This is a genomic window from Niallia circulans NBRC 13626, from assembly GCF_001591585.1.
Classification (GTDB): Bacteria; Bacillota; Bacilli; order Bacillales; family Cytobacillaceae; genus Niallia; species Niallia circulans.
Window position 1 is genome coordinate 301,088 of sequence record NZ_BCVE01000002.1, and the last position, 26,478, is coordinate 327,565.

29 protein-coding genes and 1 pseudogene are annotated in these 26,478 nt (G+C 34.8%); 10 read left to right on the top strand and 20 right to left on the bottom strand.

All coding sequences use genetic code 11. The features are described 5' to 3' along the window. The first annotated feature begins 23 nt into the window (after nucleotides 1–23). On the top strand, nucleotides 24–632 hold the full coding sequence (locus BCI01S_RS03880; protein WP_047939879.1) for a YhcN/YlaJ family sporulation lipoprotein: 609 nt from the start codon (nucleotides 24–26) through the stop codon (nucleotides 630–632). Nucleotides 633–702: 70 nt separating this feature from the next. After that, nucleotides 703–903 (top strand): YlaI family protein, encoded by a 201-nt coding sequence (locus BCI01S_RS03885; protein WP_047939878.1) that lies wholly within the window; start codon nucleotides 703–705, stop codon nucleotides 901–903. 52 nt (nucleotides 904–955) lie between these two features. On the opposite strand, the gene BCI01S_RS03890 is transcribed toward BCI01S_RS03885, so the two are convergent. The 3 genes from BCI01S_RS03890 to typA all read right to left on the bottom strand — a co-directional run bounded on the left by BCI01S_RS03890 (nucleotide 956) and on the right by typA (nucleotide 3,790). Next, nucleotides 956–1,321 carry a cupin gene (locus BCI01S_RS03890; protein ID WP_047939877.1) on the bottom strand — a complete coding sequence of 122 codons (366 nt, stop codon included), beginning with the start codon at nucleotides 1,319–1,321 and terminating at the stop codon, nucleotides 956–958. Between the two features lie 148 nt (nucleotides 1,322–1,469). Next, nucleotides 1,470–1,721, bottom strand: a complete 252-nt coding sequence (locus BCI01S_RS03895) for a hypothetical protein (RefSeq protein WP_061796791.1) — start codon at nucleotides 1,719–1,721, stop codon at nucleotides 1,470–1,472. 236 nt (nucleotides 1,722–1,957) lie between these two features. After that, a complete protein-coding gene (typA, locus tag BCI01S_RS03900) occupies nucleotides 1,958–3,790 on the bottom strand; it encodes a translational GTPase TypA (RefSeq protein ID WP_047943005.1) in 1,833 nt (610 codons plus the stop codon). A 335-nt stretch (nucleotides 3,791–4,125) separates the two neighbouring features. Between typA and BCI01S_RS26320 the strand changes: the two genes are divergently transcribed. Further along, the gene (locus BCI01S_RS26320) at nucleotides 4,126–4,311 is read left to right on the top strand and encodes a DUF5325 family protein (RefSeq protein WP_222125395.1); all 186 of its coding nucleotides are present in this window, start codon (nucleotides 4,126–4,128) and stop codon (nucleotides 4,309–4,311) included. Between the two features lie 12 nt (nucleotides 4,312–4,323). Here the strand turns inward: BCI01S_RS26320 and BCI01S_RS03905 are convergent, their stop codons facing one another. Both BCI01S_RS03905 and BCI01S_RS03910 read right to left on the bottom strand, forming a co-directional pair. Then, nucleotides 4,324–5,124 (bottom strand): inositol monophosphatase family protein, encoded by an 801-nt coding sequence (locus BCI01S_RS03905; RefSeq protein WP_047943004.1) that lies wholly within the window; start codon nucleotides 5,122–5,124, stop codon nucleotides 4,324–4,326. Between the two features lie 411 nt (nucleotides 5,125–5,535). After that, nucleotides 5,536–5,730, bottom strand: a complete 195-nt coding sequence (locus BCI01S_RS03910; protein WP_047943020.1) for a YkzI domain-containing protein — start codon at nucleotides 5,728–5,730, stop codon at nucleotides 5,536–5,538. 260 nt (nucleotides 5,731–5,990) lie between these two features. Here BCI01S_RS03910 and BCI01S_RS03915 point away from each other — a divergent pair, with 260 nt between their 5' ends. Further along, nucleotides 5,991–6,611: a YktB family protein gene (locus tag BCI01S_RS03915; RefSeq protein WP_047943002.1), complete on the top strand. Its 621-nt coding sequence runs from the start codon at nucleotides 5,991–5,993 to the stop codon at nucleotides 6,609–6,611. 140 nt (nucleotides 6,612–6,751) lie between these two features. On the opposite strand, the gene BCI01S_RS03920 is transcribed toward BCI01S_RS03915, so the two are convergent. Continuing rightward, nucleotides 6,752–7,024, bottom strand: coding sequence for a UPF0223 family protein (locus BCI01S_RS03920; protein WP_047943001.1), 273 nt, complete (start codon nucleotides 7,022–7,024; stop codon nucleotides 6,752–6,754). Between the two features lie 379 nt (nucleotides 7,025–7,403). On the opposite strand from BCI01S_RS03920, the gene BCI01S_RS03925 reads away from it, so the two are divergent. Then, nucleotides 7,404–8,873: an aminotransferase class I/II-fold pyridoxal phosphate-dependent enzyme gene (locus BCI01S_RS03925; protein ID WP_047943000.1), complete on the top strand. Its 1,470-nt coding sequence runs from the start codon at nucleotides 7,404–7,406 to the stop codon at nucleotides 8,871–8,873. A gap of 113 nt (nucleotides 8,874–8,986) precedes the next feature. Next, complete coding sequence (locus BCI01S_RS03930) at nucleotides 8,987–9,301, top strand: hypothetical protein (RefSeq protein WP_061796793.1); 315 nt, start codon at nucleotides 8,987–8,989, stop codon at nucleotides 9,299–9,301. Nucleotides 9,302–9,534: 233 nt separating this feature from the next. On the opposite strand, the gene BCI01S_RS03935 is transcribed toward BCI01S_RS03930, so the two are convergent. The 6 genes from BCI01S_RS03935 to BCI01S_RS03960 form a co-directional block, all read right to left on the bottom strand. Further along, nucleotides 9,535–9,789, bottom strand: a complete 255-nt coding sequence (locus BCI01S_RS03935; RefSeq protein WP_369988435.1) for a hypothetical protein — start codon at nucleotides 9,787–9,789, stop codon at nucleotides 9,535–9,537. A 208-nt stretch (nucleotides 9,790–9,997) separates the two neighbouring features. After that, nucleotides 9,998–11,407 carry a dihydrolipoyl dehydrogenase gene (lpdA, locus tag BCI01S_RS03940; RefSeq protein WP_047942998.1) on the bottom strand — a complete coding sequence of 470 codons (1,410 nt, stop codon included), beginning with the start codon at nucleotides 11,405–11,407 and terminating at the stop codon, nucleotides 9,998–10,000. A 4-nt stretch (nucleotides 11,408–11,411) separates the two neighbouring features. After that, entirely contained in the window at nucleotides 11,412–12,692 is a 1,281-nt protein-coding gene (locus tag BCI01S_RS03945; protein WP_047942996.1) for a dihydrolipoamide acetyltransferase family protein, read from the bottom strand. Between the two features lie 89 nt (nucleotides 12,693–12,781). Further along, the gene (locus BCI01S_RS03950) at nucleotides 12,782–13,759 is read right to left on the bottom strand and encodes an alpha-ketoacid dehydrogenase subunit beta (protein ID WP_047942995.1); all 978 of its coding nucleotides are present in this window, start codon (nucleotides 13,757–13,759) and stop codon (nucleotides 12,782–12,784) included. Nucleotides 13,760–13,762: 3 nt separating this feature from the next. Next, nucleotides 13,763–14,878 carry a pyruvate dehydrogenase (acetyl-transferring) E1 component subunit alpha gene (pdhA, locus tag BCI01S_RS03955; protein ID WP_047942994.1) on the bottom strand — a complete coding sequence of 372 codons (1,116 nt, stop codon included), beginning with the start codon at nucleotides 14,876–14,878 and terminating at the stop codon, nucleotides 13,763–13,765. 637 nt (nucleotides 14,879–15,515) lie between these two features. Beyond that, nucleotides 15,516–16,199, bottom strand: a complete 684-nt coding sequence (locus BCI01S_RS03960; protein ID WP_053215713.1) for a YkyA family protein — start codon at nucleotides 16,197–16,199, stop codon at nucleotides 15,516–15,518. Between the two features lie 330 nt (nucleotides 16,200–16,529). On the opposite strand from BCI01S_RS03960, the gene def reads away from it, so the two are divergent. From def to rnjA, 3 genes are all read left to right on the top strand, one after another. Then, complete coding sequence (gene def, locus BCI01S_RS03965; RefSeq protein WP_047942993.1) at nucleotides 16,530–17,084, top strand: peptide deformylase; 555 nt, start codon at nucleotides 16,530–16,532, stop codon at nucleotides 17,082–17,084. A 914-nt stretch (nucleotides 17,085–17,998) separates the two neighbouring features. After that, nucleotides 17,999–18,211, top strand: coding sequence for a DNA-dependent RNA polymerase subunit epsilon (locus BCI01S_RS03970; RefSeq protein ID WP_047942992.1), 213 nt, complete (start codon nucleotides 17,999–18,001; stop codon nucleotides 18,209–18,211). After that, on the top strand, nucleotides 18,211–19,878 hold the full coding sequence (rnjA, locus tag BCI01S_RS03975; protein ID WP_047942991.1) for a ribonuclease J1: 1,668 nt from the start codon (nucleotides 18,211–18,213) through the stop codon (nucleotides 19,876–19,878). The genes BCI01S_RS03970 and rnjA overlap by 1 nt, the downstream gene beginning before the upstream one ends. A 54-nt stretch (nucleotides 19,879–19,932) precedes the next feature. Here rnjA and BCI01S_RS03980 read toward each other — a convergent pair whose 3' ends face one another. Together BCI01S_RS03980 and BCI01S_RS03985 are read right to left on the bottom strand one after the other, a co-directional pair. After that, nucleotides 19,933–20,592 carry a potassium channel family protein gene (locus BCI01S_RS03980; protein WP_047942990.1) on the bottom strand — a complete coding sequence of 220 codons (660 nt, stop codon included), beginning with the start codon at nucleotides 20,590–20,592 and terminating at the stop codon, nucleotides 19,933–19,935. Nucleotides 20,593–20,699: 107 nt separating this feature from the next. Next, nucleotides 20,700–21,146, bottom strand: a complete 447-nt coding sequence (locus BCI01S_RS03985; protein WP_047942988.1) for a TlpA family protein disulfide reductase — start codon at nucleotides 21,144–21,146, stop codon at nucleotides 20,700–20,702. A 230-nt stretch (nucleotides 21,147–21,376) separates the two neighbouring features. Between BCI01S_RS03985 and BCI01S_RS03990 the strand changes: the two are divergent. Then, nucleotides 21,377–22,224, top strand: a pseudogene (locus tag BCI01S_RS03990) (mechanosensitive ion channel family protein). Between the two features lie 69 nt (nucleotides 22,225–22,293). Here BCI01S_RS03990 and BCI01S_RS03995 read toward each other — a convergent pair. From BCI01S_RS03995 to BCI01S_RS04015, 6 genes are all read right to left on the bottom strand, one after another. Further along, entirely contained in the window at nucleotides 22,294–23,421 is a 1,128-nt protein-coding gene (locus tag BCI01S_RS03995) for an N-acetyldiaminopimelate deacetylase (RefSeq protein ID WP_047942986.1), read from the bottom strand. Between the two features lie 101 nt (nucleotides 23,422–23,522). Continuing rightward, nucleotides 23,523–24,233 (bottom strand): 2,3,4,5-tetrahydropyridine-2,6-dicarboxylate N-acetyltransferase, encoded by a 711-nt coding sequence (dapD, locus tag BCI01S_RS04000; protein WP_047942985.1) that lies wholly within the window; start codon nucleotides 24,231–24,233, stop codon nucleotides 23,523–23,525. Between the two features lie 88 nt (nucleotides 24,234–24,321). Next, nucleotides 24,322–25,221, bottom strand: a complete 900-nt coding sequence (ccpC, locus tag BCI01S_RS04005) for a transcriptional regulator CcpC (RefSeq protein ID WP_047942984.1) — start codon at nucleotides 25,219–25,221, stop codon at nucleotides 24,322–24,324. A gap of 100 nt (nucleotides 25,222–25,321) precedes the next feature. Then, complete coding sequence (cbpB, locus tag BCI01S_RS04010; protein WP_047942983.1) at nucleotides 25,322–25,774, bottom strand: cyclic-di-AMP-binding protein CbpB; 453 nt, start codon at nucleotides 25,772–25,774, stop codon at nucleotides 25,322–25,324. 66 nt (nucleotides 25,775–25,840) lie between these two features. After that, entirely contained in the window at nucleotides 25,841–26,002 is a 162-nt protein-coding gene (locus BCI01S_RS25160) for a hypothetical protein (protein ID WP_156485386.1), read from the bottom strand. Nucleotides 26,003–26,182: 180 nt separating this feature from the next. Further along, the gene (locus BCI01S_RS04015) at nucleotides 26,183–26,419 is read right to left on the bottom strand and encodes a YkuJ family protein (RefSeq protein WP_016200943.1); all 237 of its coding nucleotides are present in this window, start codon (nucleotides 26,417–26,419) and stop codon (nucleotides 26,183–26,185) included. Between the last annotated feature and the right edge of the window lie 59 nt (nucleotides 26,420–26,478).

The window sequence follows — 26,478 nt, forward strand, 5'->3', positions numbered from 1 at the left end:
TCAATATTAAAGGAGGGAATTTTATGAAAAAATGGTTTTTCTTCATCGCAGTCCTTTTTCTTCTTGCAGGATGTACAAATAATAACGCAGAAAATAACCAGCAATCTGAGAATAGAGAAAACAGCCCTCAAGTTACAAATGTAAAAAATTCTACCAACCAAAGGGTTGACCGTAAGACTGGACAGGATATCGCCAAAAGGCTCGTAGCTCTTGCAACAAGCATTGATAATGTTAATGATGCAACAGCGGTAGTAATCGGTAAATATGCGCTCGTAGGAATTGATATCAACGCAGACTTAGATCGTTCTGAGGTTGGTTCAATAAAATATGCGGTAGCCGAGAGTTTAAAAAACGATCCTGATGGCGCTAATGCTGTTGTCATTGCCGACCCTGACATTAATGCAAGACTGAAAGAAATTGGGGAAGATATTCAAAACGGAAAGCCTATTCAAGGCATATTCAATGAATTAGCTGATATTAGCGGCAGACTTATCCCAGAGGTACCAGCGGATATGATTCGAAATGAGCCAGATAGAGATCTCAAAAAACCAGATGAAAAATTGAATGATAAAGAAGAAAAAGAGTTGAAAAATGACCAAGATGAACAATCAAATAATCATATAAGAGATTAAAATTCGATTTTCTATATGATTATATATTATAATGTGCCTATAATCTATTTTATGATTAGAGGTGCAAGTATTGAAAGTTAAATGTGTGATATGTGATAAAATTGAAGATATAGACGAAAACTCCTTTCAGGCAAAACGACTACGAAATCGCCCAATTCATACGTATATGTGTAATGAGTGTGACGATAGAATCGCCAAAAACACAAAAAAAAGAATCGATTCGGGTAACTTTGTTCTTTATCAAAACAAAACTCAAGAAGATGATTGGTAAGTAGACAAGCATTTTAAATAAAAAGAAGATCTTTTACCTAAGGTCTTCTTTTTTATATGTTCTTCTCTTTTAAACGCATCATTAATGCTGGCATTATCTCTTCACTTTCAATAACAATGGCTGTTAACCCTAGATCTGTTTTCGTTTCATGCCATTCCTTTTTATCCCAGTATACCGCATCTCCACTTCTAACTTGAAACCATTCATTCTTTTCTCCTCGAACATAGCCTACGCCGCTAACGATTAACAGAAGTTGTGGTATTACAGCTTGATGTAAACCAATAATCCCATTTTCTTCAAGATACATACATCCAATATGAGCTTCTTTCTTAGTTTCCACTATACGACTCATAATAAAATAGGAATTATATTGAGTGATTTGCTTACCATATTCTTTATTAAATTGAAAAATTTTCATTCTGTTCCTCCCTTTCCTTTATTTACTAATTATAAATTAGAGATGGGTTGAAGAAAACACCTAATTTATTTTTGAAATATGTGCTTCTATTACGATTGGAGATTGGGTTTAACTTATGAGAGCTACGAGAGATGGTCTCCATGACCTTTTACTCTGATTTCTTTGTCCTCCATTTCCTTGATGAACGCCATTTTCTGCTCTCCCCATACTGAATGTGGCTTTCATTCCCTCGATGAACACCATTTTCTACACTCTCCATGCTGAATGTAGCTTTCATTTCCTCGATGAACACCATTCTTCTTCTCTCCCCATACTGAATGTGGCTTTCATTCCCTCGATGAACACCATTTTCTACACTCCCAATGCTGAATGTGGCTTTCATTTCCTCGATGAACACCATTCTTCTTCTCTCCCAATGCAAAAATGGTGTTCATTTCCTCCATGAACTCTGTTTCCCTCTCTCACAATTCAAAATAATGAACCCCATTCTTCCAACTTGCTTACAGTCATTGAGGACTCTTCTTTGTTCACACTCACTTTAGTTTTCCTTGCTTGCATTCTCAGTCATATTCCACACCTCCACTCTACTGAATACAAAAAAAAGAAGCCATCAATAGATGACTTCCTTATCTTTTATTATTCAGCAGATTTTTTCTTCTTGCCAGCTCTTTCACGTTCTGCTTTATTTAAGATTTTTTTGCGTAAGCGAATAGATTCAGGAGTTACTTCACAATACTCATCTTCGTTCAAGTATTCTAAAGATTCCTCTAAAGTCATAATTCTTGGTTTTTTCATTGTTGCCGTTTGGTCTTTGTTTGCTGAACGGATGTTTGTTGCTTGTTTTACTTTTGTGATATTAACAGTAATGTCATTTTCACGAGTATGCTCCCCAACAATCATTCCTTCGTAAATTTCTGTTCCAGCTTCTACAAAGATAATTCCACGGTCTTCTACTTGCATAATTCCATAAGTAGATGATTTTCCAGACTCCATGCTTACTAATACACCTTGACGACGTCCACCAACTTGACCTGATGCCATTGGTTGATAGCTATCAAATGTATGGTTGATGATACCATAACCGCGTGTTAATGTTAAGAATTCAGTGGTATAACCAATTAGTCCACGAGCAGGTACGTTAAAGATTAAACGAACTTGTCCATTACCATTGTTAATCATATCTAACATTTCACCTTTACGAGCACCAATAGATTCCATAACTGCACCTGTATGCTCTTCAGGTACATCAATTTGTACACGTTCAATTGGCTCACAACGAACACCATCAATTGTTTTAACGATAACTTCAGGTTTTGACACTTGAAGCTCGTAACCTTCACGACGCATATTTTCTATCAAGATAGATAAATGAAGCTCCCCACGTCCTGATACTGTCCATGCATCTGGTGAATCTGTATTTTCAACACGTAAACTTACATCTGTTTCTAATTGTGCACGCAATCTTTCTTCAATTTTTCTTGAAGTTAAATATTTACCTTCTTTACCTGCGAAAGGAGAGTTGTTAACTAAGAATGTCATTTGCAGAGTTGGTTCATCAATACGTAAAACTGGAAGTGCCTCTTGGTGTTCAAACGGACATACTGTCTCACCAACGTTAATATCTTCCATTCCTGATACTGCGATTAAATCCCCAGCATATGCTTCTTCGATTTCTTGACGCTTCAATCCGAAGAAACCAAAGATTTTGGTTACACGGAACTGCTTAACTGTTCCATCTAATTTCATTAACGCTACTTGCTGTCCAACCTTCATCGTACCGCGGAATACACGGCCGATACCGATTCTTCCAACATAATCGTTGTAATCTAAAAGAGCTACTTGGAATTGTAAAGGCTCTTCACGATTATCAACTGGTGCAGGAATATGATCAACAATCGCATCATATAATGATTGCATGTTTTCATCTTGTTTTTCAGGATTTGTGCTAGCAGTACCATTAATAGCCGATGCGTAGATAACAGGGAATTCTAATTGTTCTTCTGTTGCATCTAACTCAATAAATAAATCTAATACTTCATCAATAACCTCAGCAGGACGAGCAAAGTCACGGTCAATTTTGTTAACAACAACAATTGGAGTTAAGTTTTGCTCTAAAGCTTTTTTTAAAACGAAACGTGTTTGAGGCATACAACCTTCATATGCATCAACAACTAGTAGAACACCATCAACCATTTTCATAATACGCTCTACTTCTCCACCAAAGTCAGCATGTCCTGGTGTGTCTAGGATATTAATACGTTTATCTTTATATTGAATAGCAGTATTTTTCGCTAATATTGTTATTCCACGTTCTCTTTCTAAATCGTTGGAATCCATTGCACGTTCTTCCACATGTTCATTTGTACGGAATGTGCCGGATTGTTTTAACAGCTGGTCAACCAATGTAGTTTTACCATGGTCAACGTGAGCAATAATAGCAATATTACGAATATCTTCTCTAATTTTCAAAAATTTCACTCCTACCTAAATATGTCTATCTGGATTAATTTATTTTTTTAATAATATTATAACTGAGTCATTATATCACATAATTTCACAGAAACCTAAAACCTTTTATAAAAATAACAAATGTAAACGTTATTATTACAAAATAATTTATTTTAGCATCAATTTACGCTTAAATATAACAATTTATTTACATTATCGCTGTTCTTTCCATTCCATACCATAGTATGATAGAGGAGACACAGTTAAAAAATACCCACAACATTCGCTGTGGGATTTCTTTACTATCATATGCTATTATTTATGATAAATATAGACCATAATAAAGGAAGATAAACATGAATTTTGATAATTATCCATATTTTTACTATAACGTTTACGGTACATCTAGTTTTATCAGCATTGGAATATGTATTTTAGAAAAAACGTTAGCTGGCAGTATAATTTGTTTTTGCCTCTTTTGTGGAATTTGGTTCTTAAAATCCAATAAGAAAAAGAAAATGCTACATGTAACCGAAAAATAACTTTAACAACTATTACCAATTTCCTTCTTTTAAATATTTTTGTAGTATTTCATCATGCAATCCAGGTTTGGATGCAAAGAAAGATTGCTGCGTTAATAAATCAAGTGGTTCGTTTCTTAAAGTTGTTACCTTGCCGCCTAGTTCTTCTACCATTATCTTACCTGCTGCATAATCCCAGGGCGATAATCTTAAAGTTAAATAAGCATCCATTCTTCCGGCTGCTATGTACGCTAATTCTAAACAGGCAGATCCAAATGACCTCGTTCCCCTTGACTCTTTTACAAGTGGTTCTAGGATAGTCGGATCAATCCGCTTATTTTTCGTTACCCACGTAGCATTTAATCCGATAATAGCCTCATCCACAGCCGTATCTTTTAAAGGTAATAGCCTTATGTCATTCATAAAAACACCATTTCCCTTTCGAACATGATATAGCTCGTCTGCTACTACATCATATATTAATCCAATCTTTCCTACTCCATCTTCATAAATGCCGATAGAGATGGCAAAATCCCGCTGCATATGGACAAAATTCATCGTTCCATCAATAGGATCAATAATCCAGACTATCCCTTTCAAATCTTCTAGTTCTTCACTTAATCCTTCTTCGCCTAAAATACGATGGGAAGGAAAAACTTTATTGATCTTATTAATCAAAAATTCTTCTGTCCCCTTATCTATTTGGGTAACCAAGTCATTTTTATTTGATTTCGTTTGGATAATGAGCTCAGACGAAAATGACTTGATAATTCTTGCCCCTGCCTCTTTTATCCATTCTTTCGCATATTTATCGATTTCCAGCCAATTTGTCATCTTCTCAACCCTTCTTTACTTTCTTTTTTCATCGTTTCCTATATTTTAACTTAGATTATCCCTAAACATACTTCTAAAAAAATCTATCCTTCTTCTATATAGTATCATAAAACAAGAAAATTCTATGAATACAGTTTTTTTGGATAACTTATGAATTTTGTTTCTTAAAGTCTATTACTAGGAGCCCAAGCATAAACATATTTTCCTTTCCAATCCTTTTCTTCACTGCAGTTACAATCCACATTCAAACTGCGCAGTATTTCTAAAGCACATTTGCCTATTGAAAACAGCTTGATATATTAGTTATTGTGAAATCATATGGTATGCAAAATCATGCAGCTGACTTTATAGGAATGAAAGGTTGCTTCCTATAGAGTCAGCTGCATGATTACCTATCAGCTTATTCATTAGTTATAATGCTTTAAGTCTTAGAAGTTCCTGTCTAATTCTTTCTAATTTTTGCTTACTTAATTTTTTTTGTTTTTCATCCTTTTCATTCATTGCATCGAATAAGGTAGCCAATTCATAATCCATTTCTAGACGAAGAACAGCCTTTTTTTCCTTTTCCACTTCCATTTTCTTCGCTAAATTCATCAATTGTTTCACTGACAGAACACCCCTTTCATCGACTTGCATTTCTGTTGATTTCATATATATTATGTGGAAACTAATTAGCTTGCTCCTTTTTTGTGCTATAACCCAGCGCAATCCAAATTCCTTCATAATATTATTTATGTATGCTACAATATTTGCGAAAAGGCTAGCTAAGATGAAGCTACATTTAAGTGACTAAATAGCTTACTTGATTTTATATACAGTATTTACCCGTAAACAGTAGAGATAAACTAAAAAGGAGATAAGAAATAATGTCATTCACTGGTTTTACACAAAAAGATTTTGATACCTTTACAATTGATGGACTAGATGCTCGAATGGAAGCGATCCAGGAAAGAATTCAGCCAAAGTTTCGTGAAATTGGCACACAGCTTACTGAACAGCTTTCTGGAAAGCTTGGCATGGAAATGTTCCTACATATCGCAAAGCATGCAAGACGAACAGTTAACCCGCCAAAGGATACTTGGCTTGCCATCGCAAATAATAAACGAGGCTACAAACAGCATCCACATTTCCAAGTCGGCTTATTTGATGACCATCTTTTTATATGGTTAGCATATATATATGAACTTCCAAAAAAGAAAGAAATCGCTGAAGGTTTTTTGGCAAATTACAAGCTTTTGCAGTCCACTTTACCACAAGATTATGTTCTTTCCATGGACCATATGCAAAAGGATGCAGTTAAAATTGGAGAAACAAATTTAGAGGCAGCTTTAACAAGATTCCGTGATGTGAAAAAAGCCGAATTTTTAGTTGGTCAGAGAATTGCTGCTGGAGATTCTATTCTATCAAATGGAGAGGAACTGCTTGCATTAATCGAAAAAACTTATGATACATTGCTTCCCCTTTATAAATTATCATTGGAGTATTAGATTGGGATTAGCTAAAAAAAGAGGCCGATATCTACAGCCTCTTAGACTGTAAGCAAACTAAAATCTGTGGTTTGTTTACAGTTTTTTTATTATTATCTTCTAGCAGAAAGTTATAAGCAATAAAATTCAATATTCCTTGCCTATGCCATCTTTATTCGAATATCATCTGCAGATTCTTTCGCCTTTTTGATTGTTCGATAAGTTGAATAGCCACTTACTTCTTCAAATTCATCACAAACTTTCTTTTCTTGCGCTTTTCCCGGGACAATTTTTTTAAAGGCGCGGTATTGCTCCATTAATTCTGCCTTCTCTACCCCTTTTTCATATGCTTTCTCAATGCATTCAAAAAATTTAATGACTGTAATAATTTCATCCGTTGACCAATCAATATCGATTGGGTATTGATAATCCATATTTCCACATCCTATTATATTGAAGTTTTTCAGATAAAAACTATTGTAATTTAAGTAGCTAAGAAAGTAAAATATGGATCCTTATTCCTGTTCTTTTCCTTTGTTAGATAAACTGTAAAAAGAAAAAATAGGAATAAAAAATAATTCTTTTTCCTATAGTGAAAACTAATTGTATGCAAAGAAAATAAAAAATGCTATAATTCTTTTGTTTTCTGATTTTTATATTTAGAGATTAGGGTAAAACTTGTTAAGAGTAATGAAATTAAAGACAAAACAGCGGCAGCGATGTACAATAAAATTTTTAAATGTACATAAGAAATTTAAATAAAGTTCGCTTAAAATTGCATAAAAATACTAAATAAAGAGGTGTGGTAATAAATTGTCACAACACGAAACACCGTTATACCACGGATTATTGGAACATGCTAAAAAGGATCCTATTCAATTTCATATACCCGGCCATAAAAAAGGGAATGGAATGGATCCAGAATTTAGAAACTTTATCGGAGAAAACGCTCTTTCGATAGACCTTATTAATATTGGTCCTCTTGATGATCTTCATTATCCAAAAGGGATGATTAAACATGCACAGCAGCTTGCTGCTGAAGCATTTGGAGCAGATCATACTTTCTTTTCCGTTCAAGGCACAAGTGGTGCTATCATGACGATGATCATGAGTGTTTGTGGCCCAGGAGATAAAATTATTGTTCCTAGAAATGTCCATAAATCTGTTATGTCTGCCATTATATTTGCAGGTGCAATCCCAATTTTTATCCACCCTGAAGTAGATAAAAATCTTGGTATTTCTCATGGAATCACCATCGAGTCTGTTCAACATGCTTTAGATCTTCATCCAGATGCTAAAGGGCTTTTAGTGATTAATCCTACTTATTTTGGCATATCTGCTGATTTAAAAACGATTGTAGATTTGGCGCATTCCTATGATATCCCTGTTCTTGTAGATGAAGCACATGGAGTTCACATTCATTTCCACGAGGATTTGCCAATGTCGGCTATGCAAGCCGGAGCAGATATCGCCGCAACAAGTGTACACAAACTCGGTGGGTCGATGACACAAAGCTCCATTTTAAATATGAGAGGCGACCTGATTAGCTATAAACGTGTACAATCTATTTTAAGTATGCTGACAACGACTAGTACTTCCTATTTGCTTCTAGCATCTTTAGACGTTGCCAGAAAGCGTCTTGCAACAGAAGGAAAAGAACTGATTGATAAAACGATTAATCTTGCACAATACATTCGAAGACAGATTAATGACATAGAACATCTATATTGTGTGGGTGAAGAAATTCTGGAATCTGATTCTGCTTTTGATTATGACCCAACAAAACTGATTATATCTGTTAAAGACCTTGGTTTAACTGGCCACGATGCGGAAGAATGGCTTCGGAAAAATTATCGCATTGAAGTAGAAATGTCCGATTTGTATAATATTTTGTGCATTATTACACCAGGAGATTCTGAAAAAGAGGCCAACATTTTAATTGACGCCTTAAAAGCTCTTGCAGTAGAACGAAAAGATAAGGCTTCAAAAGTAGAAGCACGAGTGATGCTGCCAAACATCCCTTTACTCGCACTAACGCCGAGAGATGCTTTCTATTCAGAGACAGAATTAATCGATTTTGATGATTCAGTTGGAAGAGTAATTGCAGAATTTATTATGGTATACCCTCCAGGAATCCCAATTTTCATTCCTGGCGAAATTATTACAGAAGATAACCTTGCTTATATAAAAAGAAATATGGAAGCAGGATTGCCTGTTCAGGGGCCTGAGGATTACGATTTCAAAAAGCTTCGTGTTATTAAAGAGCATCGTGCAATAAGATAAATAAATTTCGGAGAGCAGGGATGCCATATTTAGGGTATTCCTGTCTTTAATTTGGAGATAAATGAAAAGACAGCATTTGTTTCTTGTATATAAAAAGATTGGAGTTTTCCTTTTTGAAAAAATATATTGTTATAATGATTATCAGTTTACTAATTAGCCTAGTTTCTCCATTTATTTTTAAAAATTATGTGGCACAAAAACCTGAACAATTAGAACAGTCATTCCGTTTCGGTGGTCCCATTCCATTTGCTGAACAAAAAAGGCTGCTGCCAACTTCCGTTGAGGCATACCCTTTAGAAATTACATTCGAATCACCTGTGCAATCGAAAACTATTTTCCATCCAATTCCATTTATTTTTAGTTTTCTTGTATTTTTCTTATTAATTCTATCGATTTTTACCGCTTTTAGTAGCTTTTTTGGAAAATAATCAACAAAACAGCGGAGATTATAGCTACATAAGAATTTATTGTATTAAAAAATGCCTATATTTTTAGAATAAGGCATTTTTGGTGCTGAATTTATATATGTATAGGAGGATTTTTCATAATAAATAGAAAGTCTTTCCTTTTCGCAAGAGCAGGAAAGAAAGAGCTGATTTTCTTCTTCTCTTCTCAAGAAAGAATATATTTAAAATAAATCATCATGTTATGTTTATATGATTTAGACAACGGAGATAATGGTCATAATTAAATGAAAAGAACCGTAAATGGATAAACTAATCATCGTGGCCAGCATTGTTTTTCTTGTTGATTTTATGATTGTATTTCCTATGATAATCGCTAAATAAAAGAACACACCAAACATAAACACCTTATATAAAATTAAATCATATCTTGATAACCATTCAATAATGGAAAATCCACTCCAAATCATTAGCTGAAATAAAATTGCTGTATAAATCTTCAAGAAAAACACCACCCTTCCTCCATTAACAATTAATACTAGTATATGTACCAATCTTTTGTTTTATTTTATATTTATTTCATTTCAAAAAACAGTAATAGGACTAAATTCTACTAGCTAATTTTCTCTACTAAAACTAGATTAGACATAGGGAAAAATCTTCCCGAATCGCTTTTAAAACAAAAAAAAGAAGCCCTCAATCGAGGACTTCCTTTTATAATTAGCGTAAGATATGAATTGGGCTGCCAATTGCAACTTCCGCTGCTTCCATTGTTACCTCACCTAAAGTTGGATGAGCATGGATAGTCATAGCTAAATCTTCAGCTGTCATACCAGCTTCGATTGCTAAGCCTAATTCAGCGATCATATCAGATGCACTTGGACCAGCGATTTGCGCACCGATTACAAGACCATCTTCTTTACGTGTAACAAGCTTCAAGAAACCTTCAGCATCATTAAGTGCTAATGCACGACCGTTTGCTGCAAATGGGAATTTAGCAGCTTTCACTTCGATACCAGCTTCTTTAGCTGAAGCTTCTGTGTGACCAACTGTTGCTAATTCTGGCTCAGAGAATACAACTGCAGGAATTCCTAAATAGTCGATTTCTGAATTATGTCCAGCAATAACCTCAGCAGCAATTTTACCTTCATAAGAAGCTTTATGCGCTAATGGAGGACCAGAAATAACATCACCGATAGCAAAGATATTGCTTACAGTTGTACGGCATTGCTTATCTGTTTTAATGATTCCGCGTTCGCCTAATTCAATACCAACTTGTTCTAAACCAAGTTCGTCTGTATTAGGTTTTCTACCAACCATTACGAATACATAATCAGCTTCCACTGATTTTTCTTCGCCTTTAACTTCATATTTAACAACAACTCCAGTGTCTGTTTCTTCCACACCTTTAGCCATTGCTTTTGTAATGATTTCAGCACCTTTTTTCTTAAGGTTGCGAGTAACTAATGAAGACATTTGTTTTTCGAAACCACCAAGAATTTCATCTGCACCTTCAAGGATTGTTACTTGTGTACCAAAGTTAGCATAAGCTCCACCTAACTCAGTACCCACGTATCCTCCACCGATTACTACAATTTTCTCTGGAACTTCTTGAAGTGCAAGTGCACCAGTTGAGTCAAGAACACGTTTAGAGAATTTGAAAGTAGGAATTTCGATTGGACGAGATCCAGTTGCGATAATTGCATTTTTAAAAGTATAAGTTTGAGATGATTTTTCATCCATTACTTTTAAAGTGTTAGCATCTACGAAATATGCTTCACCGTATACAATATCAACTTTGTTCCCTTTTAATAGACCTTCAACTCCACCAGTAAGCTTTTTAACAACACTGTCTTTCCAAGCTTGAACTTTAGAGAAGTCAACTGTTACGTTTTCAGTTGTAATACCCATGTCTGCAGAATGTGCAGCATGCTCGTAACGGTGTCCAGCAGAGATTAAAGCTTTTGAAGGAATACATCCAACGTTTAAGCAAACTCCACCTAATACGTTTTTCTCAACAATTGTAACTTTTTGTCCTAATTGTGCTGCACGAATTGCTGCAACATATCCACCAGGACCCGCACCAATGACTATAGTATCTGTTTCAATAGGAAAATCTCCAACTACCATGTTTTTACGCCTCCATTAACAATAGTTCTGGATCGTTCAATAAACGTTTAATATGATTCATTGCATTTTGAGCAGTAGCTCCGTCAATCATTCTGTGGTCAAAGCTTAAAGAAAGTGCTAATACAGGAGCAGCAACAATTTCTCCATCTTTAACGATAGCTTTCTCAGCAATACGACCAATACCTAAAATAGCAACTTCAGGATGGTTGATTACTGGAGTAAACCATTGTCCACCAGCAGATCCAATGTTAGAAATTGTGCAAGAAGCACCTTTCATTTCAGCTGGAGCTAATTTACCATCTCTTGCTTTAACAGCAAGTTCATTAATTTCGTTAGAGATGTTAAAGATACCTTTACGATCAGCATTTTTAACAACAGGAACTAATAAACCTTTTTCTGTATCAGCAGCAATACCGATATTGTAGTAATGCTTATGAACGATTTCGCTTGTAGCATCATCTAATGATGTGTTTAAAGCTGGGAATTCTTTTAATGCACTTGTTAAAGCTTTTACTACATAAGGTAAGAAAGTTAATTTGATACCTTTTGCAGCTGCAACTTCTTTATATTTCTTACGGTGTGCAACTAATTTAGACACTTCTACTTCATCCATTAATGTTACGTGAGGAGCAGTGTGCTTAGAATTTACCATTGCTTTAGCAATAGCTTTTCTGATTCCGCTCATTTTCTCACGAGTTTCTGGGAAGTCACCTTCTGGAATAGCAAGCGGCTTAGGAGCTTCCGCTGCTGTTTCTGCTGGAGCAGCTTCTGCAGCTGGTTGGCTAGCAGGTGTTGCACCACCATTTAAGTAAGCATCAATATCTTCTTTAGAAATACGTCCGTTTTTACCAGTACCAGAAACAAGTTGAATTTCTACGCCTTTGTCACGAGCATATTTACGTACAGAAGGCATTGCGATAATACGTCTGCTTGGATCAACTTCTGTCTCTTGTCCTTTGCTTTCTTCAACAGCTTCAGGTTTTGCTTCTTCAGCAGCAGCTGGAGCTTCATCACCATGATCACCTTTGAACTGAAGGTTTTCATATCCAGGAGCATCAAATGTAATTAAGATATCTCCTACAACTGCAACTGTTCCTTCTTCAACTTTCACTTCTTCTACAGTACCTTCAACTGGGGAAGGAATTTCTACTACTGCTTTATCATTTTGAACTTCACATAATACATCATCTTCTTGAACTTTATCGCCTGGTTTAACAAACCATTTTACGATTTCGCCCTCGTGAATACCTTCACCGATGTCAGGTAATCTAAATTGAAAAGCCAATGTGACAACCTCCTAATATCTTATGAAAAAATTTTCTTCTTTTAACTAACTTATCTTCTAATTCTTGTGCGAATATTATTCGGTTTTAATTAGAAAGTTAGAACTTTTTTAGCTGTTTCAATAATATCTTTAAAGTTTGGAAGCCATACAGTTTCAGCTTGTGTGAATGCAAAAACAGTATCTGGTGCAGTTACACGTAGAACTGGAGCTTCTAAGCTTAGAATTGCACGATCATTGATTTCAGCAACAACATTAGCTGCAATACCAGCTTGTTTTTGTGCTTCTTGAACTACCACAGCTCTACCTGTTTTTTCAACAGATCCAATGATTGTTTCGATATCAAGTGGGCTAACAGTACGTAAGTCAACTACTTCCACTGAGTATCCTTCTTTTTCTAATTCTTCTGCTGCTTTAATAGACTCTTGAACCATTGCTCCATAAGTAATGATAGAAAGGTCTTTACCTTCACGTTTTACATCCGCTTTTCCAAGAGGAATAGTATACTCTTCTTCTGGAACTTCTTGACGGAATGAACGGTATAATTTCATATGCTCTAAGAAAATAACAGGATCGTTATCACGAATAGCAGAAATTAATAAACCTTTAGCATCATAAGGAGTTGATGGGATAACAACTTTAAGACCAGGTTGTTGTGCCATTAATCCTTCTAAGCTGTCGGCATGAAGTTCAGGAGTATGAACTCCACCACCAAATGGGGAACGAATAGTTACCGGTGCATTGTAGCGACCACCTGAACGATAACGCATACGAGCCATTTGTCCAGAAATACTATCCATTACTTCATAAACGAAACCAAAGAATTGAATTTCCGGTACTGGACGGTAACCTTGAAGTCCTAAACCGATTGCTAATCCGCCAATTCCAGATTCAGCTAATGGAGTATCAAATACACGATCTTCACCGAATTCTTTTTGAAGACCTTCTGTCGCACGGAATACACCGCCGTTTACACCTACGTCTTCTCCAAATACTAATACATTTGGATCATTACGTAATTCTGTGCGTAACGCATCAGTGATTGCTTGAATCATAGTCATTTGCGCCATGGCTTACTTCGACTCCTTTGCTGCATAAATTTCATATTGTTCTTTTAAGTTAACTGGTAACTCTTCATACATGATGTTCATTAAGTCAGTAACTTTTTGTTTTGGAGCTTCATCAGCAATTTTGATTGCCTCTTTAATTTCTTCTTTAGCACGTTCGATTACTGCGTTTTCTTTCTCTTCATTCCAAATACCTTTGTTTTCAAGGAATTTACGGAAACGTACTAATGGGTCTTTCTTTTCCCATTCGCTATCAAGATCAGCAGTACGGTAACGAGTTGGGTCATCCCCAGCCATTGTATGTGGACCATAACGGTAAGTTAAAGTTTCAATTAATGTTGGACCTTCACCGTTGATTGCTCTTTCACGAGCTTCACGTACAGCAGCGTAAACTGCTAATGGATCCATACCATCTACTTGAATTCCAGGGATACCTGCAGCAACTGCTTTTTGAGCAATTGTTTTCGCAGCAGATTGTTTCTCAACTGGAGTAGAAATTGCAAAACGGTTGTTTTGTACAACGAAAATTGCAGGAGCTTTAAATGCACCAGCAAAGTTAATTCCTTCGTAAAAATCACCTTGTGAAGCTCCACCATCACCTGTATAAGTGATCGCAACAGCTTTAGCACCACGTTTTTTCATTCCTAATGCTACACCAGCAGTTTGGATGTATTGTGCACCAATAATGATTTGTGGAGAAATTACGTTTACACCTTCAGGAATTTGGTTTCCTTGGAAGTGACCACGTGAGAATAAGAATGCTTGAGATAAAGGAAGTCCATGCCAAATAATTTGCGGAACATCACGATATCCTGGAAGAATAAAATCTTCTTTTTCTAATGCGAATTGTGAAGCCAATTGCGAAGCTTCTTGTCCTGCAGTAGGTGCATAGAAACCTAGGCGACCTTGTCTGTTTAATGAAATAGAGCGTTGATCAAGAATACGAGTATAAACCATACGAGTCATTAATTCTTGTAATTGCTCATCACTTAAATCAGGCATTGCAGATTCGTTTACAACTTCACCCTCTTCATTTAAAATCTGAAGTGTTTGAAATTGGTTTGCCACTTGTTCAAGCTGTGCTTGCACATCAAATTGTGCCTTCTTTGTTTTAGAAGCCATTAAAGCCACCCTTTCCTTTCATATTAAAAGACTTTTTTCTGTAAAACAAATAGATGTTTACAATGTGTTTCAACGTGGTAAACACTTAGTTGGGTAACGCTTTCTATTCCTTAAAGCATATCGCTCTAAGCAACAAAAAAAACCATACTTAAACAGTTTTCCACAAAATACGCAAGAAAAAACGTCTTATAAAATTAATTCGGTTTCCGTATAGACTGTATCAATTATTTATATGTAAATATTAATACAACTGTTCAATACATTTATAAATTTAATATACTTAAATATTATCCGTCAATCTTTAAGCTCGAAGTTTTTATTATTTTTTTACACAAAATTAATACATCTGTATTATTTACAACACAACATCTGTATCATACAGAAAACACTATTTACAACTGTTTTATAATAACTTCCCTGAGTGTCGAAAAATCATTCCTTGTCTATATGAACTCTTTGTATGTTTTGAATACTGCATGATACAAAGCACCTCCTACATTTTAAAATAGTATCCTACAAAAAAAAGCCACAAAACAAAGTGTGTCCAAAGAAACAAAATTCATGCCCCGTTTGTCCTCTCTATTTTGTAACTTATAAAAATTTTAATAGGATAAAGGTAATAATCAAATAATAAGTATTACTTTTTCTCTTCTTCCTCTTCATTCATTTTGATTTTTATGCCGGCTTCTTTATAGAAATCTACTTTCAAATCATTATATTTCTTCGTTAATTCATTAAATGTTTGGTTATTTTTATAAACCGTCTCATACGTATCATTGATCTTTTTTACTTGTTTTTCTAAATCGTCCATATTCACGTCTTCATCTTTAAACATTTCATAAAGCTTTTTATCACTATTAAGCCCTTCTATGTAATTTGCGTATAATTTATCATGTTCTTCATAACGGGCCATCATTGTTTGGTAAAGATCATCTGCCTTATTCTTTAATGATTTCTCTTCCTTTTTATCTAATTCTTCTATGTCTGTCGCTATTGTTTCAAACTTTTTTTGTGACTGTTTTATACTGTCTGCTTCTTTATCCATATATTCTTTTCTTTTAGAAATAGATTCTAGAGCTTCGTCCGATAATTTTGTAATTTCATCCATGTCCTCTAATCCAAGACTAATTATTTTAGAATAAATATCTTGTTCCTTCTTTTCTAATTTGACAAGAGGCTCTTGCTGTTCTTCAAAACCACTTTCAATCTTAACTACTTCTTCTAGTTTTTCATACATTTTCTCACTTGGAGAATTAAAATTGCACCCAGCAGCAATTATCGTAAAAAGCATAATTGTACTAATTAAAACACTTCGTTTCATTTCTTTCCTCCTCACTTTCTTATTACTATATCGATTCTTCTGTACTTTGACAATAATGGTTCCCTTCTTCGTATCCATCTTGATTCTTTAAAAAATTTGATAAAAACACAATTCTTCCCTGCATAATTATCAGTTGCTGATTTTTTTAACAGGCAGCGCTGATTACTTTAGAAATATTTTTATATTATAAACATATTAGCTTGTCCTATAATATATTATAGGTATATCTAATTATCTTCTTGCATAAAGTACTATTCTCATTTATTAACTTTTTATTCTATCTCTGTTAGACTACTTTTATAAACCGTTAGATACAAGGAAGTGATTATTTTGATAACAATGACAGATATTATTCGCGACGGTCATCCAACACTGAGACAAGTGGCAAGTGAAGTTACCATGCCACCAAGCGAAGAAGACAAAAGCATTCTAAAAAGCATGATGGAATATTTAATAAATAGCCAAAACCCCGAATTAGCAGAAAAGTATGGTTTAAGAGGCGGAGTAGGCTTAGCTGCTCCGCAAATAAATGTTTCCAAAAGAATGATTGCTGTGCATGTTAAAGATGAAAATGACAAGCAATACAGCTACGCTTTATTCAATCCTAAAATCATTAGCCATTCCATAGAAAAAGCTTATTTAACAACTGGCGAAGGCTGCCTTTCTGTCGATGAAACCATTCCAGGTTTCGTTCCAAGGTATGCAAGAATTACTTTGAAAGGGATCGATTTAGACGGAAAAGAAATTAAATTACGCCTTAAAGGATTACCAGCAATTGTATTCCAACATGAAATTGATCATCTTAATGGTGTGATGTTTTATGATCATATCAATGAAAAAGATCCTTTTCTTCCTATTGATAATGCAATACCTGTTGAAAGATAAATTTTGTATCTAAGAAATGGTTCGATCATCATTATTCGAGCCTCTTCTTCTTTCTCTTATTTCGCCCCTGTTTCATACTAAATAAGGCTTTACCCCGCTGCAATTGCTCACTTTCCATTCAGCCTATTTTACAATTACCAACATTATCCATGAGAATCCTACAAAAATATTCATATACTATTTATATAAAAGGCTGTTTTCATAGCAAATACAAGGAATGCTCATCGTGTCAAAAAACTTTCTTTCCATTGGCTTCACACTAAAGATGGAAGATGGAGCTTCCTAAACACTCTCATACAGAACCGCAAATGGAATAGGGCCAAATAAAAGGAGTAAACCATTCTTCCGTAGCTAAAATAATGTAAAATCGCCTTCCATTTTGAATAATCGGATTGAAAAAACACCATCTAATAAACTATTTTTTACAAAAAGAAATATAAAATGAGAAGATGACTTTACTTTGTCCAAGAATGGTTTAAAATAGAGTTAAGGAGATGATCCACTATGTTAAAGAAGCTAAGAAAAAAGCTTTTAAAACAGTGGAAAGATTTACTTCGCAAAAAAACAATAGCTTAAAAAATTGAAGGGTATTTTTATGGTCCGGCCTATACCACGCTTAGTTAAATATAGTGGTTATTATACCGCTATACAAACCAAGCATTGTGGTACTGAGTCTGACCTTTTGTTTTAATAACGATTTCATTAGAATGATCATACATAAAAGTTATGTAATATTATTATGTTTCATAATAATATATAGAGGGTAAATATCTTTTTTCATTCCTCATTTTTATATGAATTTACTGAGAAAAGAACCTTTCTAATATAATGGCTATTAAAAGAAAAAACATGAAAACCATGTTGTTTTTTTATATAATAAATTTCAGAAACAAATGATTAAGGAGCGATTTACAATGATATTTAAAGTATATTTTCAAGATTTAAAAACAGAGGTACCAGTAAGAGAAAATACTAGAACTATTTTCGTAAAAGGTGTATCAGAAAGAGATGTTCGAACAAAATTAGCAGAAAAACCATATAATATCGAGTTTATTACTAGCGTAGAAGGTGCATTCTTAGAATATGAACAACAAAACGAAGACTTTACAGTATTGGAGATTGAATAATGAAATTTGTAAAAAATGATCAAACTGCTGTATTTGCCCTAGGAGGATTAGGGGAAATCGGTAAAAATACGTATGGTGTCCAGTTTCAAGATGAAATTATTTTAATTGATGCTGGGATTAAATTTCCTGAGGACGAGCTTTTAGGAATTGACTATGTTATTCCTGATTATACTTTTTTAGAGAAGAACGCAGACAAAATTAAAGGCTTATTTATCACGCATGGTCACGAAGATCATATTGGTGGTATTCCTTACCTTTTAAGACAAGTTAATATCCCTCTTTACGGAGGCAAACTGGCATTAGCACTTGTTCGTAACAAGCTAGAAGAGCATGGTTTATTGCGACAAACAACGATGCACGAAATTCAAGAAGACGATATTATTAAATTTAGAAAAACATCTGTTTCTTTCTTTAGAACTACTCATAGTATACCTGACTCCTATGGGATTGTTGTCAAAACACCACCTGGGAACATTGTACACACTGGAGATTTTAAATTTGACTTTACTCCAGTTGGGGAACCTGCCAATTTAACAAAAATGGCTGAAATAGGGAAAGAAGGCGTTTTGTGCTTATTATCTGATAGTACAAATAGTGAAGTACCTAATTTTACTATGTCTGAAAAAAAAGTCGGAAAAAGCATCCATGATACTTTTATCAAAGCCGACGGTAGATTGATTTTCGCTACTTTCGCTTCCAATATTTATCGTTTACAGCAAGTAACAGATGCAGCCGTAGAGTTTGGCCGCAAAATAGCTGTTTTTGGACGCAGTATGGAAGCAGCTATTAACATCGGTTTAGAACTTGGCTTTATAAAAGCACCAAAAGAAACCTTTGTTGACCCGCAACAAATTAACCGACTGCCGGCTAATCAAGTGGTCATACTTTGTACAGGAAGCCAAGGTGAACCAATGGCAGCTCTATCAAGAATTGCTAATGGTACACATAGACAAATCCAAATTATCCCTGGTGACACTGTGGTATTCTCTTCCAATCCAGTACCAGGTAATACATTAAGTGTTAATAAAACAATTAATCAACTTTACCGAGCAGGTGCGGAAGTAATTCATGGACCACTTAACAATATTCATACTTCTGGTCATGGCGGTCAACAAGAGCAAATGTTAATGCTTCGATTAATTAAACCTAAATTCTTTATGCCAATTCATGGAGAGTTTAGAATGCAAAAAACACACGCACAAACTGCTGTTGATTGTGGTGTAAAAGAAGAGAACTGCTTTATTATGGATAATGGTGAAGTATTAGCACTTTCAAGCGATACAGCACAGGTCGCTGGTAAAATTCCATCTGGAAATGTATATATTGATGGAAGCGGAATTGGCGATATTGGTAATATCGTTTTACGCGATCGTCGAATTCTTTCAGAAGAAGGCTTAGTGGTTGTCGTGGTAAGTATTAATATGACTGATTTTAGAATTGCCGCTGGACCTGATCTTATTTCAAGAGGATTTGTGTATATGCGCGAGTCTGGTGATTTAATCAATGATGCACAAACATTAATAAGTAAACATTTAAATAAAGTAATGGAGCGCAAAACGACACAATGGTCAGAAATAAAGAATGAAATAATTGATACTATTTCTCCATTCCTATATGAAAAAACAAAACGTCGCCCAATGATCCTTCCTATTATTATGGAAGTATAAATAAGTAAAAAGGAGCTATTCGTTCGATAACGAACAAATAGCTCCTTTTTCTTGTTAAGACATAACCTTGTTCTCAAAACGGTTAATATCCGAGTCAGCTCCAATTACGATCAAGATATCCTTTTCTCTGATTGATTCTGATGCTTGAGGAGAAACGATAATTTCCTTCCCTCTTTTTATGGCAACAATAGTAATTCCATATCTGGCACGAATATCTAAATCAATGATCGAGCGACCATCTAATTTATGACTTGCTTTAATTTCCACAATACTATGCTCATCCGATAGCTCTAAATAATCTAGGACATTGTTAGAGACAATATTATGGGCTATTCTCTTGCCCATATCCCTTTCAGGATGAACAACTGCATCTGCCCCTATTTTACTTAGTACTTTCTCATGATAATCATTTTGGGCTTTTACCGTTATATTTTGCACTCCTAATTCCTTCAGCATTAAAGTTGTTAAAATACTTGCTTGGATATCTTCCCCAATTGCAACAATAACATGGTCAAAATTACGGATTCCGAGACCTTTCAATACTGTTTCATCTACTGCATTACCTACCACTGCATGTGAAACTAGATTTGCGTATTCATTTACTTTTTCTTCACTTTTATCAATGACCATTACATCCATACCTAGCTCGGTTAATTCCCTGCAAATACTACCACCAAATCTTCCGAGGCCAATAACCGCAAAAGCTCTTTTCACAATAAAATCCTCCAACAATCATAAAAATTTCACCTAAATAAATCGTCCCTATTATAACATTAAATCACTTGATTAACATACAAAAGCTAATGATGTTTCCCAACCAGTTATTGTTGATTATTTATGACACGGTTGATACGTGTATTTAACATTTTTAAATTAGTACCGCCCGCCTGGTAGTACCGCAGCTTTCTTTCCCTATCAAATAAATAGTAGGAGGGAACATATTCATTCGAAAACGTCTTGGCTAGCTGAAAGTCATGATCTACATAAATAGATTGTGTCATACTATACGTCTCGGCAGTCTGTTTTATTAAATCAATATCTAAATCTCGCTCTGTTCGCGGGAAATGCACAGATATTATTACAAGATTATCCTTATATAACTCCCTATATTGGTTTAATTCGGGCATAGCCTTTTTACAAAAATAACAACTTACAGACCAAAAATGAATTAAAATCAGCTTATCTCTTATTTCATCTGTAAGCTTTGTTTCTCCGTTAACCCATATGGTCGGAGTGTTCCAGTTTGGAAGTTGCTCACCTATTTTCAATGATTCGTTACCTTCTTTCCTTCTATCCCTATATATACATTTGCATAAAAAGTTAGTGAATCATGTCTCCCCGCTTTCAGATAAACAGAATATCCTATTTGCAAACCTATTAAAGTAACTAACTTATACGAAGCTCAATAGAATAGCTTCACCTCTTAGTTTATCAAATACTTTAAAGGGAATAAAAAGAAAAAACTTATTTTTTAATAAAAGGAGTACAATTTCTAATGATGTATGTGGATGAAGTTAAAACGAATATTCGAAATATTGAATGGGGGGATTTCCTTCTAGACACTTCCTATGTAACTATAAAAATTCTCTTGATCTTGTTAAGTTATATTTTCATCAAGAAGATGGCTAAGAAAGTAATAAATAAATTATTCGAAACTTATATTCAAAAGCATTCTATCTCCCGAGGCAGAGCCTTCACTTTAGAAAGCTTAACGAATAATGTAATTACTTATGTATTATTTTTTATACTCATTATTACCATTCTTCAATTACTAGGAATTGACGCAACGGCCATATTAGCTGGAGCTGGTATTATTGGATTAGCAGTTGGTTTTGGTGCACAAGGTTTAGTAAGCGACCTAGTGTCAGGATTCTTTTTATTATTAGAAAAACAATTAGAAGTGGGTGAACTTGTATCAATAGGAGATTTTTCAGGTACTGTTGAACAAGTAGGGCTGCGAACAACACAAATTAGAGCTGCTGATGGAACTCTGCACTTTATCCCTAATCGTGAAATCACACAGCTAAGTAACCACTCTCGGGGAGAAATGCAAGCTTTAGTAGATATAGATATTTCTGTACATAATGATCTACCGAAAACATTAGAAATTTTAAAGCCTTATGTGAACGTATCGCCAAAGAAAATCCAGTAATTACGGATGGACCAGATGTGATTGGGATACAAAACATGGAATCAAATACTATCACTATTAGAATACTGGCCAAAACCATCAATATGGAGCAATGGGGGGTCGAGCGATTAATCAGACAAGAAGTAAAGATCGCGCTTGATGAAAATGGTATTAAACTTCCAGAAACTCCGCTTATAGTAGATAAAAAGAGTTAAAACAAGGCTTACTGCTCCATTACGCAGTAAGCCTTCTCTTTTATATAAACAGAGTTCCTCTAAATATTCTTAATTGCCTTTTTTGGTTAAATACGCTGTTAATATATTTACAGCCACCTGTAAGGCATCCTCTTTTGGATTGAGCTTGCTATGATGTAATCCAAAGGGAGAGTCTACTCCAAGCCAAAACATAAATCCTGGGATTTCCTTTAACATATAGCCGAAATCTTCCCCTGTCATGGCTTCTTTACACTCAAATAATGTTGCTTCTGTTTCCTCTATAATAAAATTCATAAACTCTTTTGTTAATAGCTCATTATTATCCACTTGATAATAACCACTTCCGAAATCAATGGTGCATTCACAGTCATAGGCGATTTCAGTTCCTTTTACTAAAGATTGGACGCGATTTTTCACTTTTTCCATTGCTTCACTAGAAAGCGTACGCATCGTTCCTTCTAGCCTTGCTGTTTCGGCGATAACATTTTGAACCGTACCGCCTGTGATTTTCCCAATCGTTACAACAGCACTTTCTAGTGGATTTATATTTCTAGACACGATTGACTGGAGCTGGGATACCAATGTACATGCAGCAACGACCATATCATTTGTTAAGTGAGGATAGGCTGCATGTCCCCCTTTCCCTTTTAAATCAATAAAGAGTTCTGATGTATTCGCAAATAATAAGCCAGGCTTAATCGCAATCGTCCCTACAGGATATTCAGGAGCAACATGAAGTGCTATTATCATATCTGGCTTCCATGCTTGGAGCTCCTCACTTTTCAACATCGGTTCAGCCCCTCCTGGTCCCTCTTCTGCAGGTTGAAAGATAAATACCACATCATCGTTAATTGGATTATTAATAATATTTATCAGCACACCTAATGCGATCGTCATATGAAAATCATGACCGCAAGCATGCATTTCAGTCGGATGCTCTGATACGAAAGATAATGCTGTTTCTTCCACAATCGGTAATCCATCCATATCAGCACGATAGCCAATCGTTTTTGTTGGATTAAGTCCATTGACCTTTACGATGATTCCAGTCTTCCATGTTTTCACTTCTACACGTTCATCTGCGACGCTATGAATCATCTGTAGTAAATATTGCTGTGTTTTAAATTCTTTAAATCCAAGTTCTGGAATTCTATGCAGTTGTCTGCGAATAGTAACTAAATCTATCGTATTCCCCATCTAGCTCCCCTACTTTTCCTTTTGTTCATTATATCGTTTTACATAGCCTTTAGGTTACCTACAAGAAAAGCGCGGAAGTTTCTCCACGCTTTTCATCAAAATTATAATTGACGTAACTCTTGCATAATTTCTGTTTTTGATTTTGTTTTATCATCAATTTCTTTTACCACTCGTGCAGGTGCTCCTGCTACTAATGTATTCGCGGGAACATCTTCTAATACTATAGCTCCTGCAGCAACTACAGAACCTTTTCCTACAGTTACACCCTCTACAATAACTGCATTTGCACCAACCAATACATCATCTTCGATAATAACTGGTTTAGCAGAAGGAGGCTCAATTACACCAGCTAATACTGCACCTGCTCCAATATGACAGTTTTTACCTACAGTAGCTCGTCCACCCATTATAACTCCCATATCAATCATTGTACCTTCGCCGATAACAGCACCAATATTAATAACAGCACCCATCATAATAACAGCGTTATCACCAATATCAACTTGATCACGAATAATTGCACCTGGCTCAATACGAGCTTTTATATTTTTTAAATCTAATAAAGGAATAGCGGAATTTCTGCGATCATTTTCAATTACATAATCCGTTACTTTATCCTTATTAGCTTCAATTACACTTTGAATGTCTGTCCATTCTCCAAAAATCACCCCAGAATTGCCGCTGATAAAGGTTTGGATATTCTCACCAAATTCAACAGCTGATAAATCCCCTTTTACATATACCTTAACAGGTGTAGATTTTGTACTATTTTGAATAAATGAAATAATTTCATTTGCATCCATCATTTTCATTTCTTTACCTCCAGTTATGTATAAATTACAATATAAAAATTACTTTACCAAACAAAAGTTATGAAAACAAGCAATAATTATTATAATATTAAGGATTAATTGCTTTCACTTTTTCTTCTTCAAGGTATTCATTGACAATCTCTAAGAACGCTTGAACTTGCTTTAATTGAAAATTTGCCTCATAGCCAATTAACCAAGTCCCTCTTGTAATAGGTTTATTATTATCATTAAATAATGGTATTCTTGATAGTGCCTCATCAGCTTTTCTTAAGGCAATGGAAGGTAAGATACTATATCCAATGCCATTAAAAGAAAGCTGTTTACACGTTTCAATTTGATCTACAACAATAGTATTCTTAGGAGGCATTTGCAAATTCTGATGCCACCAAACTTGTATTTCTTCGTAATAGTTAGAATCACTTTTAAATTGGATAAACGGTCGATCAGTTAAGGCAATATCTTCTAACTTAGCAATTTCTCGATCCACTAAATAAAGTGGATCATCGAATAAATGCATTTTTATCCCTTTCCAATCAGATACCCCTCTTATGATACCGATATGCATATTATCCTCTGAAACTGATTTCATCATATCGCTGCTCCAACCAGTTACTAATGATACTTTTGCTTGTGGGTAGCGCTCGACAAATCGTTTTAAAACTTCTGGAAGCCAATTTTGTCCTACTATACTAGCGACAGCGATTTTTAATGTTCCATATACCTCTTCTTTAAATGCATGAATGGATTCTTTTACTTCTTCTTCTTTTTTTAAAGTTTCCCTTGCAAATTTCGTTACTAATTCTCCTGCGGCAGTAAGAGAGAGGCCTCTTTGCGACCTAATAAATAACGGGGTTCCCCAGTCTTTCTCAATATTTTGCAGCCTTTGAGAAAGGGCTGGCTGGGTGACAAATAATCTCTCTGCTGCTTTGCGCATATTCATTTCCTGTGAAAGTACAGTTAATAGTTGTAATTCAGAAATTGTTGACATAACATTATCCTCATAAAATAAAAATTGTTATCAAAAGAGGGATACATCTCTAATGAAGAGGCAGACAAGAGCGGCAGCCGTAGATGAAGGTATAATACGTTTAGCGTTCATTTTGATTGATTTGATGCAAATAAATATTAAGTCGCATTAATATTGCTCTTCTTGTTAAAATTCCATCAAAATAGCCATCTTCTGTTTCCACGCAAATAAAAGGATGGTCTACTAAATATTTTATCGTATGTAATACAGAACTATTGCTCTTCACTCTTGGTATTACCTTATTCATAATTGTTTCTACTTTTATTTCTTCAAGCTTCTCAAACTCAATTCTTTCTAAGCCTAATATGCTATCCATGATGAGCGGAGTGCTGACTAAGCCATGGAGTTTATAATGAGCATCTAATACTGGTATTGCTGAGTATCCACTTTTTGTTAAGACAAGCAGAGCGTGTTCTAAACTATTTCCTATCTGCACATGTGCTACTCGTTCAGATGGAATTAATAAGTCCTTTAAAGTAATGTTTAAAAACTCTTCGCTGTGCATACTTATCATAGCCGAAAACTCCTCACAAAATATATTTATACCTCATTTTATCATAGTTCTCGGCATTATGCTCTTTTAACCCTTACTCGTTTTTATATTCCTTACAAGCAGTTGACAATGTGGGCATTGAAAGATTACATTTTGATTAGATTGAGCAGTTAAGACATTCTCTAGTTTTTCTTCTTTTGAACATTCTGGACAAATAACTGTCGGCATCATATTTATCACCTCAACCATTAGTATGGTTTCCCATGTTTTTTTTCATGTAGGAAAAATCTTCAATGTTCAGCAGGTTTTTATCCTTATATTGAATTCTCCTGATTTACTAGCCGTTAGCAGGACTATTAATACTAGAAGTAAAAAAAACCTTCAGCAAAATGGACTATTCCACCTTGCTGAAGGTTTTTTTAAATAAGATTACTGAATTAAATCAAAAATCTCAATTGTAATCATATCAACATTATCAAATTGATATCTTTTTGGTTTTTCCTTGTCATTATATACTTCTAGTTCAAACGTCTCTGTTTTTGGATGGAATGTTACTTGACACTTTCTCTCTCCATTTACCTCAAAGAAACGTTGAGTTGGTTCTCCCCCAGTTGCCTGCTCTTGTAGATTTTTCAATCTTGTTAATATGCCTTGTAATTGTGACATGCTCTCTCTCCTTTCAAACAAACCTTTATTAAGCATAGGTTTCACTATTAGCATGTTTC